At 53.1% G+C, this 13,026-nt stretch carries 14 protein-coding genes and 1 pseudogene; 8 read left to right on the top strand and 7 right to left on the bottom strand.

The window, feature by feature from the left end; all coding sequences use genetic code 11:
* Window positions 1–23: 23 nt before the first annotated feature.
* A complete protein-coding gene (locus ACE6ED_RS10355) occupies window positions 24–383 on the bottom strand; it encodes a hypothetical protein (RefSeq protein WP_410827042.1) in 360 nt (119 codons plus the stop codon).
* A 275-nt stretch (window positions 384–658) separates the two neighbouring features.
* Between ACE6ED_RS10355 and ACE6ED_RS10350 the strand changes: the two genes are divergently transcribed.
* From ACE6ED_RS10350 to ACE6ED_RS10335, 4 genes are all read left to right on the top strand, one after another.
* On the top strand, window positions 659–865 hold the full coding sequence (locus ACE6ED_RS10350; RefSeq protein WP_410827041.1) for a hypothetical protein: 207 nt from the start codon (window positions 659–661) through the stop codon (window positions 863–865).
* Between the two features lie 94 nt (window positions 866–959).
* Complete coding sequence (locus tag ACE6ED_RS10345) at window positions 960–1,817, top strand: aminoglycoside 6-adenylyltransferase (RefSeq protein ID WP_410827040.1); 858 nt, start codon at window positions 960–962, stop codon at window positions 1,815–1,817.
* Between the two features lie 201 nt (window positions 1,818–2,018).
* Entirely contained in the window at window positions 2,019–2,654 is a 636-nt protein-coding gene (locus tag ACE6ED_RS10340) for a YfbR-like 5'-deoxynucleotidase (RefSeq protein ID WP_410827039.1), read from the top strand.
* 55 nt (window positions 2,655–2,709) lie between these two features.
* Window positions 2,710–3,786, top strand: a complete 1,077-nt coding sequence (locus ACE6ED_RS10335; RefSeq protein WP_410827038.1) for a suppressor of fused domain protein — start codon at window positions 2,710–2,712, stop codon at window positions 3,784–3,786.
* A 310-nt stretch (window positions 3,787–4,096) separates the two neighbouring features.
* Here the strand turns inward: ACE6ED_RS10335 and ACE6ED_RS10330 are convergent, their stop codons facing one another.
* On the bottom strand, window positions 4,097–4,783 hold the full coding sequence (locus tag ACE6ED_RS10330) for a hypothetical protein (protein WP_410827037.1): 687 nt from the start codon (window positions 4,781–4,783) through the stop codon (window positions 4,097–4,099).
* A 37-nt stretch (window positions 4,784–4,820) separates the two neighbouring features.
* Complete coding sequence (locus ACE6ED_RS10325; protein WP_410827036.1) at window positions 4,821–5,402, bottom strand: restriction endonuclease; 582 nt, start codon at window positions 5,400–5,402, stop codon at window positions 4,821–4,823.
* A gap of 161 nt (window positions 5,403–5,563) precedes the next feature.
* Between ACE6ED_RS10325 and ACE6ED_RS10320 the strand changes: the two genes are divergently transcribed.
* Window positions 5,564–5,941, top strand: a complete 378-nt coding sequence (locus tag ACE6ED_RS10320) for a PilZ domain-containing protein (RefSeq protein WP_410827035.1) — start codon at window positions 5,564–5,566, stop codon at window positions 5,939–5,941.
* A 71-nt stretch (window positions 5,942–6,012) separates the two neighbouring features.
* A complete protein-coding gene (locus tag ACE6ED_RS10315; RefSeq protein ID WP_410827034.1) occupies window positions 6,013–6,315 on the top strand; it encodes a hypothetical protein in 303 nt (100 codons plus the stop codon).
* A gap of 800 nt (window positions 6,316–7,115) precedes the next feature.
* Here the strand turns inward: ACE6ED_RS10315 and ACE6ED_RS29265 are convergent.
* Window positions 7,116–7,328 (bottom strand): annotated as a pseudogene (locus ACE6ED_RS29265) (IS4 family transposase); the annotation flags it as partial.
* Window positions 7,329–7,456: 128 nt separating this feature from the next.
* Entirely contained in the window at window positions 7,457–9,064 is a 1,608-nt protein-coding gene (locus ACE6ED_RS10310) for a glycoside hydrolase family 43 protein (RefSeq protein WP_410827033.1), read from the bottom strand.
* Between the two features lie 219 nt (window positions 9,065–9,283).
* On the opposite strand from ACE6ED_RS10310, the gene ACE6ED_RS10305 reads away from it, so the two are divergent.
* A complete protein-coding gene (locus tag ACE6ED_RS10305; protein ID WP_410827032.1) occupies window positions 9,284–10,162 on the top strand; it encodes a helix-turn-helix domain-containing protein in 879 nt (292 codons plus the stop codon).
* A gap of 181 nt (window positions 10,163–10,343) precedes the next feature.
* On the top strand, window positions 10,344–11,090 hold the full coding sequence (gene map, locus ACE6ED_RS10300; RefSeq protein WP_410827031.1) for a type I methionyl aminopeptidase: 747 nt from the start codon (window positions 10,344–10,346) through the stop codon (window positions 11,088–11,090).
* Between the two features lie 109 nt (window positions 11,091–11,199).
* On the opposite strand, the gene cobA is transcribed toward map, so the two are convergent.
* Window positions 11,200–11,967 carry a uroporphyrinogen-III C-methyltransferase gene (gene cobA / locus ACE6ED_RS10295; RefSeq protein ID WP_410827030.1) on the bottom strand — a complete coding sequence of 256 codons (768 nt, stop codon included), beginning with the start codon at window positions 11,965–11,967 and terminating at the stop codon, window positions 11,200–11,202.
* On the bottom strand, window positions 11,964–12,833 hold the full coding sequence (locus ACE6ED_RS10290; RefSeq protein WP_410827029.1) for a formate/nitrite transporter family protein: 870 nt from the start codon (window positions 12,831–12,833) through the stop codon (window positions 11,964–11,966). The genes cobA and ACE6ED_RS10290 overlap by 4 nt, the downstream gene beginning before the upstream one ends.
* Window positions 12,834–13,026: the final 193 nt, after the last annotated feature.

Genomic DNA, 13,026 nt, shown 5'->3' with positions numbered 1-13,026 from the left:
CTTTCGCTCGCAATTGGTTAGATTTAACCTTTAACGATTGCCCAAGCTTCTTCCGCTGTATTGACAAAATGACCTTCAAAACCCGCTTGACTCGCCACCCGCTGCAGCTGGGACTTTGCAACTACTTTTGTCGGGTTCACCAACACCGCATGCTTGAACTTGTTGTACAGCTTGTAGCAGCGCTCCAGCACCGGCAAAATTTCCGGTTTAAACGGAGCCATATCGTTGCAGTCGATGATCAGGGACATTTCGTGCAGCGGCAGCGAAGGCATATTCGCTTCAAAGACATCGACCTCATGAATGGTTTCTTTCAGATCAGCAAATCCGTGCAGACTGATGAAAATTGTGTTGGATTCCGGGTGCATCGTTGTTTCGGCAATCATGGAATGAATCTCTCCTTTTGTTTTTGTCCATTTCATCTCTGATATGGTACTTAATTACCACTACTTTTTATCGACAGAATTCGGCCTTTTTTTTACCATTTTGAGAGAATTTTTTTTTACTATAAAATTTGAATTTAAGCACAACTCTTTGTAAAAACCGATCACCCCTAAACTAGGGCATAGGGCAACAAACGGGGCAACAACCATTTTAGACATGATCTGATGGAACCTTTCCCGCGTAAAGTCCGTTTTAAGATTAAGGAGGGGGGAATAGGATGATCAAATATTCACTTTATACCTTAATTTGCGCTTCATTATTGGCCATGGTTCTTTGCAGCTGCCAAATTTCTAATCCGTCCGGTCAGGAAGGAGTAAGCAGGGAACCAAAGGAATTAGAAACTTTTTATCCTAGCGACATTACACAGGTTGATTCTATAGAAATCATGAGCGGCAGTGATGGCATGAAAAAAACACAGTTATAAATCATCAGCCGATGGAGCCACATTCCGAATTAGCCGACCGAATGACAGAGTTATACGATGCTATAAAACAATAAATAGAAAGGTCTGAATCCAAATGAGAGAAGAATCACCGGTCATGCACCAGATTCTTTTGTTTGCCCGCAACCGGGAAGATGTCCGGGCTGTGCTGATGAACGGCTCCAGGGTAAATCCCAATGCGCCGGCCGACCTGCTGCAGGACTATGATGTCGTTTTTGCGGCCAAAGATCCATGGGAATTTGTTCGTCATCCGGAGTGGATCCGACCATTTGGAGAACTTGTTATGCTGCAGCGGAACACGCTGTCGGAGCGCGGAACGGAATGGCCGATTTTCCTGATGCAGTTTATCGACGGCGTTAGAATCGATTTGCAGTTTATCCATCTTGCGGATGCGCCTAGAAAGGCCGTTTCGGACAGCTTGACGCGAGTGCTCCTGGACAAAGACGAAACTCTCCCTACCCTTCCCCCGCCAAACGAACAGTCTTACTATATCGCCCCGCCGGATACGGAGGAATTCCAGGATACCGTAAACAATTTTTGGTGGTGCTCCGCCAATGTAGCCAAAGGGTTGTGGCGGGGAGAACTGTCCTATGTCAAAACGATGTTTGATGTCGTCGTCCGGGAAGATTTGCTGCGTTTGCTTCGCTGGTACGCAGGAATGTTGGGCGGCTGGAAGGTGAATCCAGGGACTGCGGGAAAATGGCTCCCCCGCCTCCTTCCGGCTGAGATATGGAACAGCTATACCCGAACCTTCGCCGGAACTGCAGACAACGAACTGTGGGAAGCTCTGTTTGAAGCCGGCCGCTTGGCGCGGCGGCTGGGCACTGAATTGTCCGGATCGCTTGGGATGGACTATCCGTTAGGGGACGATGAGCGGATGAATGTTTTTTTGCGGCAAATCCGGGACCTTCCCAAGACAGCTGAACGCTTGTAAGCGGATGGACGGGACAAAGTTAACGCTCCGTTAATGCCGGGAATACATACCGAATGTACAATCTACCAACAAGTGTTAGTTGCTGAGCAAACGGGCAGCAGAATTCGAGCTGCGGAACGGCCATATTCATAAAAAACGGATCAACCCCGCCCGTATTCTCATGTTCAGCTTATCCAGTTAACTGAAAGAAGGTGGCTCCGGTTGGGCATTCATGCGTATTTTCGGTCACTAAACGACCTTGAGCGAATTATCCGCTGTCCGGGGAAATTCAAGTTTGAGGAACACAGCGTCTCCGCGCATTCCTGGAAGGTAGTCCAGTATGCGAAGACACTGGCGGATATTGAAGAAATGAACGGCGTCGCTGTGGATTGGAAAAAACTGTACGAGATTACGAGCAGCCATGACTATGGCGAGATTTTTATCGGGGATATCAAAACCCCTGTAAAACATTATTCTATGGAACTGCGGTCGCTGCTCCAGCAGGTGGAAGAAGGCATGATTGAACATTTTATCGAGGAGCATATCCCCGAGGATTTTCAGGCGATCTTCCGCCGCCAGCTGCGTGAAGGCAAAGACGAATCGGTGGAAGGCCGCATTCTGGAGGTCGCGGACAAGCTGGACCAAGTCTACGAAGCATTCGCCGAGCTGCAGCGGGGAAACACGGAAAAGGAATTTGTGGTAATGTACCGCCAGGCGCTGGTCAAAATCAAGCACATTCCACTGCACTGTGTCGAATATTTTCTGCATCACATCCTGCCCGACCTCGTCCAGGAAGGGACCTTATCGGCCATTGATATCAAACGGATTACCGAAGAAGCGCTTTCGAGCGACGTTTGAGATAAGCGGGAAGGAAATGGTAGAATAGGTGAAACCGAACTAGGGAGGTTACTAGATGAGCGAGGACCAATACGAAGAAAGCTCCGCGGGCTGGGATGCCATCGATGCCGCGCTGGAAGCGGTATACGGCAGCCAGGAGCCGAAGCATTACGGCACGGTCATCCCCTATAGCCTAGGCGGGCCCGACCCGCTGAATGGAATCAGCGTTTATGAAGTTCAAACGCCGCTGCCGCATTGGCATTTTGTCACTTACGGATTCACCGAGCTGTATGAAAAAGAATTCGAAGATCCGGATTACAGCGGTTACGGCTTTGAGTTGACGCTAAGACTCCTGAAAGCGGCTGACGAAGAAGAGCCGCCTGCATGGGCGCTTAACTTGCTGCAAAATCTGGGCCGGTATGTGTTCGGCAGCGGCAATTTATTCCGTTCCGGCGATTACATGGACGCTAACGGACCAATTCGTCTTGAGTCGGACACAAAGCTGACGGCATTATCCTTCATAGAAGATCCTTTGCTTCCCCCGATGGATACGCCAAACGGGAGAGTCGAGTTTATCCAGCTGGTCGGCATCACCCATGATGAACTGGAAGCGATGCAGCTGTGGAACACATTAGGCCTGCTCAGAACCTTGGAGGAGCATCTGCCCTTGTATATAACCGATCTTGACCGGGATTCGCTGCTTCAGCTTCCCGCGGTTGCGGCTGCGGTTGAAACCGGTATGGAGCGTGAAGGCTCCAACACCGGGTTTCTGTACGTTGACCAGCTCGCCTGGGATACGGACACGGAGGCCAAAGGCGCAAGCGGCGCACCTGCGGGCGAGCTGAGATTGGGTGCGAAGCAGGCAGAGATCGTCGGCAAACTGCTGAGAGGCCGGCTGCTGAAGGGCAAGACGTTGGCTTTGGCCAGCAGGGATATCCACGTCACCCTGCAGCCAGGTGAACAGGCAAGCGTGACCGAATCGGAAGACGGCATTGTTCTGACACTGGACAATGGCGCCGCAGCTGCGCTTTCCTCGAGATTGCGGCCTGTCGCCGAAAGCTTTACCCTTGCGGAGCTGCCCGGCGCCGCGATCCGGATTCTGCCTACCTATATTAAAGATACGGAAGGCAACGTGGTTAAGACGATTGGGTGAAGGAAAGCGGCGGGGAGCCTGACTTAACTGGCTTAAGCATATCACGGGAAACCGCGCAGGCAGTCCCCGGCAATCATACCATTACGGAACAGGCCGGCTTCATCGCTAGATTACGATGAAGCCGGCCTGTTCGCCGTTAGATGAATCCTCGCGTGATTCATTGGACAGCGAAAAACAGAAGACCGGAGGCTTTAGCCCCCCGGCGCCCAGCGGCCGATAAATCTAAGCCCTCGTCTCTCTGAAAACCCCAAGCCCTCGTATCCCCGGAAACCCTAAGCCCCCAGTGCCACGTCCGCTTAAGCAGCCTCCTCTATCTGCGCCCTATCAACATCTTGGTTCCATTGTAGCTGACCGAATAGCCGAGCCGGTAGAGTTCAAAATACGCCTTTAGCGGATCATGCTGCTGCAATCCCCAGTAACGGGGCCACTGCAAGTAATAGGAGACCCAATAATCACATGCGATTGAATAATACGCTTCACCCAAAATCGCGATGGGTTCGCTGTCGTCCGAATGTTCCTGGATCAGATCAAACAGGGTTTCCCACACAATTTCTTCCCGGTCTTCAAGCCATTCCTCAATCTTACCCGGCGCCAGGACGTTGTACTCCGTAACGCCATTAAGCAGCTCGGCGGCTTCTTCCCCCTCCTCCGGCTCCATGCATTCGGCAAACAAGCGGCTTAAGTCTGCCGTCAATTGGCGGCCAAGAGCGGTAAGCTGCTCCGTTCCGGCATCTGCTTGTCCCCCGTTGAAGTAACCGGGAACTCCTTCCCCCTCAAAATCAGCCGGATCAAGCATCTCATAAATCGGCTGGATCCGCTTCAGCAGCTCTCCGCCATAAGAAAGCGGCTCAAACACCCGCTCCACACCGCCGCCGGACGGCATAAAGCTCTGAAAATAACCAAATAACCCGTCTTCGTTAATTTCTTCGTCTTCATCCGGTTCCTCTTCAATCAAGGTTAACAAATATCTTGCGTACTGCTGAGCATCCCATGACATGATGTATTCCCCTCTCTATCGCCTAAACTCGTGTTCGTTATCTTCGTTTGGCAGACCAATTGGCCGTGCGGTGTTCAGGCTCTTGTTCCAGGATAGCGCATGCTTCATCCCAGCGCTTTGCTTTGAAGCAGTCCATCAAATCGGACAAGTCGTCCCGGTCCAGCAGCAGTACTCCGTTTACGCCGGCCAGAATACGGCAGGCTTCGGTATACCGGCCGGACGTTAAAACCAGCGACCGCTCAGCCTCATAATAGCGCATCGAGGTGTACACCTCCTGCACGGCGGACAACCCGACGGGATGATTTGCCCCATACCGCTTCGCCTGAACGACAACCCGCCGCCCCATGCTATCGGTAAACACAAGGTCAGCTCCAAAATCTCTGCTGCCTGTCGTCTTGTAAACCTCCGGATAGCCGAGCTCATGCACCAGCCGGAATAAATACTGCTCAAATTCGCTGCCGTCCGTCATCCGGTCGATGTCCCGCATGGTGATTTTTCGGGGATTGGCCTCCCGCCGTCTTGTCCGCATTTTTCTACGGATCAATTTGATCAGCAGCGCCGCGCCGATGATCACGGCAATCGCCGCGTACACATAGCCAGTATTCATTACTGCATCCATAGGATCAACTGCTCCCTGCACTCTTGAAGTATGCCTCTATTATAACCGATAATCGAACAGATGTGCGCACTTGAATCTGCCGTCCCTGCCGCCTCTTCATTAATTTGACAATGCTGTCGATGATAAGGTATAGGACTTTTACAGCACGGATGGAGGAAGCCATGTCACTTAACCGCAGAAAAGAGCCCTTTCGTTATGTACTAAAAGAACCCATCGCTTTCGATTTGCATATTCTCAGCATCAACGGACTTCCGGGTCCGGCCAAACCCGTCAGAGCCGAGCTGATGGACATCAGCCGTTCAGGCTGCCGGCTGGCGCTTCCGCTGCAGCTGCACCCCGAAATTAACAACATCCGGATCGGAATGGACGTGCTGTTAAATGAAGATCCGTTGTACCTGGAGGGAACCCTGCGCTGGTGTAAAGAGGAAGCGGAACACTGCAGCTACGGTGTCATGCTGGAGATCGCGGAGGCCGACCGGGATATTCTTCCCAGAGAACTGCGCCAGCTCGCCGGAGCAAGCCGGATTATCGTGATGTAGCTACATGCCGGATGCTCCGGCCGCTCCTTCTCTACTGCAAGCCTGAAAACAGAGATCCGGCGGCTAATGAAATGACAATCGGGGGTGAAATATCAATTGGATGTGAAATGCCAATTGCATATGAAATTCCAGTTGCATGTGAAATATCAATTGCATATGGAAAGCCAATTGCATATGGAATCCCAGTTGCATATGAAATGTCAATTACATATGAAATGTCAATTGCATATGCAATCCCAGTTGCATATGAAATGTCAATTGCATATGGAATCCCAGTTGCATATGCACTGCCATGCCATGCAAAAAAGCCGGCGACGAGGGAACTCGGGCCGACTTTTTTGTTATATAGCTTGATCTTTAAGAAGGACAGGTAGAACGGAGCTGACACTGGAGCGAATTCGGGATTTCCGGTTGCTGTTACTTTCAGAGTTCTTGAATGGTAGACCAATCGGCGGGAGAACTCCGAAAATTATAGGCAGTTGCGTTCGCTCCTATAGCTCCAACTTGCCTCCGAGTCCTCTCCTCTGGTACAAGTTCATGTCCCCAGCCAAGACAATAACTTGTACCGATTGCCGGAATGGACGCATTTTGAAGCAGCTTCGTATTGTCCCCCCCCTATGATTTCTTGCCGGACACACAGGACCTTATTTGCTGATTATTCCGTGTTTTGGGAAAGTTCCGGACTCAGATTCACCTATTTACGATGAGAATCCATAGTTTGGGTGTTTTCGGCACGAATAACGGAACTGGAGTCCGCCAAGGCATACCAAAGCCCAAAAATTTCAGAAATAACGGCCGCTGGGTCCGGAAAGACCTCCGTATCGCGTTCCGTGGTAATCGCTGCGGGTCTGTCACAGGAGAGGACTTCGTTCCAAATGTGTTATGTAATGTATTATGTAATGTGTTATGTAATGTGTTATGTATAATGGGGAGCAATCTGATAATAAACAGGTGACCCCGCCAGACCCGTCCCAACTTGGGATTCTATCCATTCATACGGATGAACAGATTGCGCAATGTTATTGTACTGCAAACTGACTAGGGGGAAGACATGATTAAGCTCCCTCGAAAACATTCAGTTTCCTCGCTAACGGGAAACGCCGTTAGTTCAACGACAACAGCGGCAGTCGAAGACTTAGTTTATCTAGTCTACGACTGCCGCTGTTTTATTAGCTCAACTTTCGCAGCCTGAGATCGGCAGATATGCCTTAAGATAACTGGGCAAACCGGAGATCCAGTGCCGGAGTTGATTTTAAATTAGGGTGGAGAATTTCTTCCCAACCTGAGTCGTGATTTCGTTCAGCAGTTCTATGAGTTTCACCAAGGCAACTGCCCAGTCTAGGGTGCTAACTTCATCGCACAGTAAATAAATTAGCACAACGAGCGTGCTTTCGCCGAAACGAAGCGGCGTTTTTCTATTTTTTCAAGACGATTACTTCATTGCGGTTAAATCCGCGCCAGGACTGGAACTTAACTGATTTTCGTTCTGCGAAAGTTGAGTATATTACAATAAAATTATTCACTTTTATAAATAAAATAATCGAAATCAGCGGGCAGCGCGCGTCCGGACGTATCCTGGCACTGCATGCCAACAAACGCGCCGGTAAAAAATCCGCCCCCCTGGATATAATCATCGGACAGCTTATGCGATTCAAAGGTCACCGGCAGGACGGTCCATGCTCCCCCGTCAAACGAGTAAGCATAGCGGTAAGTGTCGTGATCAACCTCCACCCGGATGCCGACATACTCCACCTCATTCGGGATAGCGATTTCGCGGCCTTTCAGCGGATGCGAAAAAGAGAAGTTATCGCAGACAAACAATTCAAGGATACGTCCCTTCTCCTCATTCCAGGAAATCTGGCAGGAAGTCCAGTTCTGCGTATTGTAATAGTTCACCAGCCCCGCCGACTGCTGGAACGTATCCGGCCGGAACGCCACTTTTGTCTCCGCCGTGAAGCGGAAATGCTGCCAGCGGCGGGCAACAAACGCCTGAGTGAATTTAGAGGTCAGCGATTCCTTGCCGTAAAGGCGCAGGTGGCCCGGGCGGTCGCTTAAAGAAACGATGTGTTCGCCCAGCGGAATACGCAACGTTTGAAAATGCGGATTCAGCGTCTGCGAATCAAAGTCGTCTTTTTCCGGAAAATCCGGTGCCCAAGGTGTCTCGGGAATATTCGGTCCCTCGATCTCCAGCGACGGCTGATTGCCGCCTACGACATATGGCCAGCCCGCGCGCCATTCCAGCCGCTGAATCGCCGTCTCCCGGCCCAGCGGGCAGAAGCCGCGCGGATCAAGCAGCGCATGCCCTTCCCTGGGCAGCGGACGCCCCGTCAGATGGACCAGGAACCACTCGTCAGTGTGCGTTTGTACGATGGAGGAATGGCCTGCTTTTTGCAGCGGATTGCGCGGGTGCGCGAACGAGCTGATCAGCGGGTTTTCCGGATGCACCTCGTATGGACCAAACAGATCTTTTGAACGGGCGATGGTCGACTGGTGGTCATATTTGGTGCCGCCTTCAGCCGTCAGCAGATAGTAGTATTCGCCGATTTTGTAGAGATGCGGAGCTTCCGTAAGCTTGATGTCCGTCCCTTTAAAAATAATCCGCTGCTCGCCAACCAGCTTCTTCTGCTGTGCGCTGTATTCCTGCAGAACAATCCCGTAAAAATTATGGTGCCCGGTACGGTGATCCCAGACCATGTTCACAAAATATTTTTTGCCGTCTTCGTCATGAAACAGCGACGGATCGAAACCTGAGCTGTTCATGTGAACCGGGTCGGACCACTCTCCGTCGATTGTCTCGCAGGTTACAAGGTAATTGTGGCAGTCCTTCCACGCGCCTTCCGTAACTTTTACGTCCGTATAAATCAGCCAAAATTGATTGTCCTCGTAGGACAGCTGCGGCGCCCAAATACCGCCGGAATCCGGATTGCCCAGCATATTCAGCTGGCTGAGCCGGTTCAGCGGACGTGAAACAAGCCGCCAGTTCTTCAAATCTTTAGAATGGTAAATCCCCACGCCCGGAAACCACTCGAAGGTGGAAACGGCGATGTAATAATCTTCGCCTACTCGGCAAATACAGGGGTCCGGGTTAAAGCCGGTCAATATCGGGTTTTGGATTGTGGCCATTTGCTCTGCTCCTTTGTTGACGGATCACGGCAGCAGAAAAAGGGAACCTTACCCATCCCTGCACTCTATCCGCTGTACCCGTCTATGCTATAATATCTACATGATAGCAAGTGAACGAAGCGGTTCCTATATCCATAGCAAGAGGATATTTACCCAAACCGATCAAACTTGGCCAGGGCATGCCGCCTTCGGGACACCAGAAAGGAACGGACGCAATTTATGGTTAGAAAAGAATTTATGCTGCCGGACATGGACTCCACCTTCCGGGTTTTTGCCGCACATTGGCGAACCGTCGAATCTGACTGGAGTTATCCGCTGCACAAGCATCCGCTGTTTGAAGTAAACCTTGTGCTGTCGGGCACGCAGGAGATGGTTGTCAACCGCTCGGTTTATGTGCAGCAGCCCGGCGACCTGATGCTGCTCAATCCCGGCGACGAGCATGAAAGCCGGACATTGTGCGGAGAAGAAATGACATATTACTGCCTGCATTTTGACGTGGATGAACGCGCGCTGCGGGAGCTGCTGCTGCGCAGTGACAGCTGCTTCCACGCCTCGGGCAGCAGTCTTGCCCAGACCATCCGGCCGTCGCTGGACAAACTGATCGCACTAACAGCCGAGGCTTTCCATCTCGACATCAAATTGCGCATGAGCGTGCTTTCCGCTTTGTTTGAGCTGTTTTCGGGGATCAGCGGCACCTTGTCCAATCAGGGAGGCGGCGGTGCGCCTTCCCGGATGTCCGCCACGGCGGCTCAGGTCGCGGCTCTCCTGGAGCAGGCGGTGGAAAGCGGGTATCACGAAGACGGGTCCGCAGAGCTCGACACGGAAGCTTCCATGCAGACGATCGAGACCATCGCCGCCGCGGTGGGCTACAGCACATCTTCGGTCAACCGGATGTTCACCCGCGTGTATGGAGTGTCGCCGCGCCAATACATGTCCACACTTATGCTCAAAAAAGCCAAGCTGCTTCTAATGGACCCGAACCTGACAGTTGAAGCGGTCTCCGAACGGCTTGGTTACCGCAACATTGCACATTTCAGCCGGCAGTTCAAGCGCTGGACCGGCGAGCCGCCAAGCCGCTTCCGGGAGCGGTTCCATTGATTGTACCGCGATTGTCCAGCGGCCTCCAAAATCCCGCTTACCTTGCCCCCTGACCCAAACCAGGAAGCAGCTCAAAAAAACGGCTCATCGCCGGAGTTAGCCGCAAGGCGGAGAGAATTTAGGAGCAGGCTGTGATAAAATAATAAAGCTTAATCATAATGAAAGTTGGAGGGAAGTCCATATGACCATCGGTTCGCAAGAAGATATTGACGGTCTGCGGGAAATCGGCAGAATCGTCGCGGCCACTGTACAGGAAATGAAAAAGCAAATCCGGGTCGGCATGACGACCCGGGAGCTGGATGATATCGGAGGACGTTATATGCGCAGTCAAGGGGCTTTATCCGCACCCAAGATTACGTATGACTTTCAGGGCTGGACCTGCATCAGCTTGAATGAGGAAATCGCCCACGGCATTCCGGGAGACCGGAGAATTAAAGCGGGGGATCTGGTGAACATCGACGTATCCGCCGAAAAAAACGGATATTTTGCGGATACCGGCCACTCTTTTCAGGTAGCGCCTTACACCACGGAAATTACCAGACTGTGCGACTATACGTATGACACGATGATGAAGGTGATCTCGTCGCTCCGGCATGGCGTCAAGCTGAATGAGGTGGGACGGATCATCGAAGCCGAAGCCCGCCGCGGCGGTTATACGATCATTCAGAATTTGTGCAGCCACGGCATCGGCAAGGCGCTGCACGAAGCGCCTTCCGAGATTTTACCGGTGTACAACAAACATGACAAACGGGTGCTGAAGGAAGGACAGGTTATCACCATCGAGCCTTTCCTGTCCAACGGCGCAGATTATGCCTATGAGCAGTCCGACGGCTGGACACTGCGCCTCCCGGGACGCCATATCGCCGCGCAGCATGAGCATACGCTGATCATCACCCGGGACGCTCCGATCATTTTGACTGTTGCGTAAAAGAAAACAGGCAGGGCCATTTCTCACTGCTTTACACTCCCGATCGCGCCCGCATATTACGAAATCCAGAGGATCTGGGGCGAAGCATATAGCGTACAGCGTTTGGCGCTCAGCCGGTCTGCGCCGCCAGCTCCGCCTGCAGCCGGAGCAGCGATTCGCGCACGCGGACCACTTCCCCGATGATGACGATCGCGGGATTGGCAATCTGCGCCGTGTCCGCAAGCTTCAGGAGACCGCCCAATGTACCGGTTACCACCCGCTCCCGCTCTGTCGTCCCCGCCTCGATAATCGCGGCCGGGGAGGCGGACGGACGGCCGCTCCGCAGCAGCTCGGCCCGGATCTCCTCCAATCGGTGGATTCCCATATAAATCACAAGTGTATCCGCCCCTTGTGCCAGGAGATCCCAGCGGACCGGCCGCGCCTCCTCTCCGCTCCGGGTGCCCGTGACAATCGCGCACGAAGCGGCCAGCCCCCTGTGCGTAAGCGGGATGCCGGAGCTGGCGCCGGCTCCCATCGCTGAGGTGACGCCGGGGATCACTTCATAGGGGATCCCCGCTTCTGCCAAAGCAAGTGCTTCTTCGCCGCCCCGGCCGAATACATAAGGATCGCCCCCTTTTAGCCGCACCACATAACGTCCGCTTTTTGCATGTTCAATCATGATCCGGTGAATCTCTTCCTGGCTGCAGGCATGGCGGCCGGGCGCTTTGCCGCAGTAGATCTTGAGCGAATCCGGGCGGGCCTCTTTAAGCAGCGCCGGATTCACCAGCCTGTCATACAAGAGCACATCCGCAGCTGCGATCCGCTTCAGTGCTTTCACCGTGATCAGCTCGGGATCGCCCGGTCCCGCGCCTACAATGGATACTCCATAACCGCTCATGAGCGTTCCTCCCCTACCGCCAGCTGCAGTCCCGTCGTTCCCGGCTGTTCAGACGCCGCGCGGACGGGTTCCGGTTTGCGTTTCCAGCCCCGCTGGGCCGCATAAAACAGCATCCCCGTACATAACGCCCCGCCAATGAAATTGCCGAACAATACAGGCAGCTGGTTCCACAGCCACCAGTCTCCAAAGCTTACCTGCGCGCCGAGCAGCATTCCGGCGGGAATCACAAACATGTTAACCACCGCATGCTCGAAGCCCTGGGCAAAAAACGTAACAATCGGCAGCGACATCGCCGCGATTTTGCCAAGCGTTGATTTGGAGGTCATCGCCATCACTACACCCAAGGTGACCATCCAGTTGCACAACACCGCTTTAATCACCGCAAGCAGCATACCGTCCGCACCCATTGCCTGATAAGTCAGCGTTTTGGCTTCGCTGGCCGAAATCAAAGCTTGACCAAGCGGACCGCCCGCATCGGTGCCCATTTTGGTTTGGGTCAGCACGTATAACCCGGCGTAAATGGCACAGCCCAGCAAATGGCCGAGAATGACCCATACGTAGTTGTGCAGCATTTTGGCCCAGGAGGTTCTCCGCTCAATCACCGCCAGCGGAATCAGCGCAAAGCTGCCGGTCACCAGTTCCAGCCCCAACAGCACAATCATAATAAAACCTACCGGGAAAACGAGGGCGCCCGCCAGTCCCAGACCGGTCTGGGCGGTCGCGGTATACGCCAGCGTGGTCGCGCAGGCCAAAATCGCGCCCGCCAGCGCCCCGCGGATCAGCAGCCGGCCGGCGGGAAGCTCCGCTTTAACGCTCCCCGCATCCACCATTGACTGCAGCACCTCTTTTGGTTGTACGTAATCCATGACAATCCCTCCGTCTCTAATTTAAATAGCAAGGCCTGAGCGGCCGGCAGCGTTTCATCGATTGCCGCTTATATTCTGCTCTTGATGCGGCTGCAAGGTTGACGCAGCCGAAGCCGCCAGCATATCCTCCTTGACCGCATAAACTCCTCCTCCGGATGCACTGCACATATGGAGCCGCCCTACCGAAGGAGCG

Source organism: Paenibacillus nanchangensis, from assembly GCF_046543445.1.
Classification (GTDB): domain Bacteria; phylum Bacillota; class Bacilli; order Paenibacillales; family Paenibacillaceae; genus Paenibacillus_AQ; species Paenibacillus_AQ nanchangensis.
The sequence above is the reverse complement of the archived record's forward strand: the minus strand, read 5'-3'. Positions and strand labels throughout refer to the sequence as shown.

Bases quoted from the DNA above. Each gene is read 5' to 3' on its own strand.
- ACE6ED_RS10350 (WP_410827041.1), top strand. From the start codon at position 659: ATGATCAAATATTCACTTTATACCTTAATTTGCGCTTCATTATTGGCC.
- ACE6ED_RS10345 (WP_410827040.1), top strand. From the start codon at position 960: ATGAGAGAAGAATCACCGGTCATGCACCAGATTCTTTTGTTTGCCCGC.
- ACE6ED_RS10325 (WP_410827036.1), bottom strand. From the start codon at position 5,402: ATGGATGCAGTAATGAATACTGGCTATGTGTACGCGGCGATTGCCGTG.
- map (WP_410827031.1), top strand. From the start codon at position 10,344: ATGACCATCGGTTCGCAAGAAGATATTGACGGTCTGCGGGAAATCGGC.
- ACE6ED_RS10310 (WP_410827033.1), bottom strand. From the start codon at position 9,064: ATGGCCACAATCCAAAACCCGATATTGACCGGCTTTAACCCGGACCCC.
- cobA (WP_410827030.1), bottom strand. From the start codon at position 11,967: ATGAGCGGTTATGGAGTATCCATTGTAGGCGCGGGACCGGGCGATCCC.
- ACE6ED_RS10335 (WP_410827038.1), top strand. From the start codon at position 2,710: ATGAGCGAGGACCAATACGAAGAAAGCTCCGCGGGCTGGGATGCCATC.
- ACE6ED_RS10320 (WP_410827035.1), top strand. From the start codon at position 5,564: ATGTCACTTAACCGCAGAAAAGAGCCCTTTCGTTATGTACTAAAAGAA.
- ACE6ED_RS10290 (WP_410827029.1), bottom strand. From the start codon at position 12,833: ATGGATTACGTACAACCAAAAGAGGTGCTGCAGTCAATGGTGGATGCG.
- ACE6ED_RS10330 (WP_410827037.1), bottom strand. From the start codon at position 4,783: ATGTCATGGGATGCTCAGCAGTACGCAAGATATTTGTTAACCTTGATT.
- ACE6ED_RS10355 (WP_410827042.1), bottom strand. From the start codon at position 383: ATGATTGCCGAAACAACGATGCACCCGGAATCCAACACAATTTTCATC.
- ACE6ED_RS10305 (WP_410827032.1), top strand. From the start codon at position 9,284: ATGGTTAGAAAAGAATTTATGCTGCCGGACATGGACTCCACCTTCCGG.
- ACE6ED_RS10315 (WP_410827034.1), top strand. From the start codon at position 6,013: ATGACAATCGGGGGTGAAATATCAATTGGATGTGAAATGCCAATTGCA.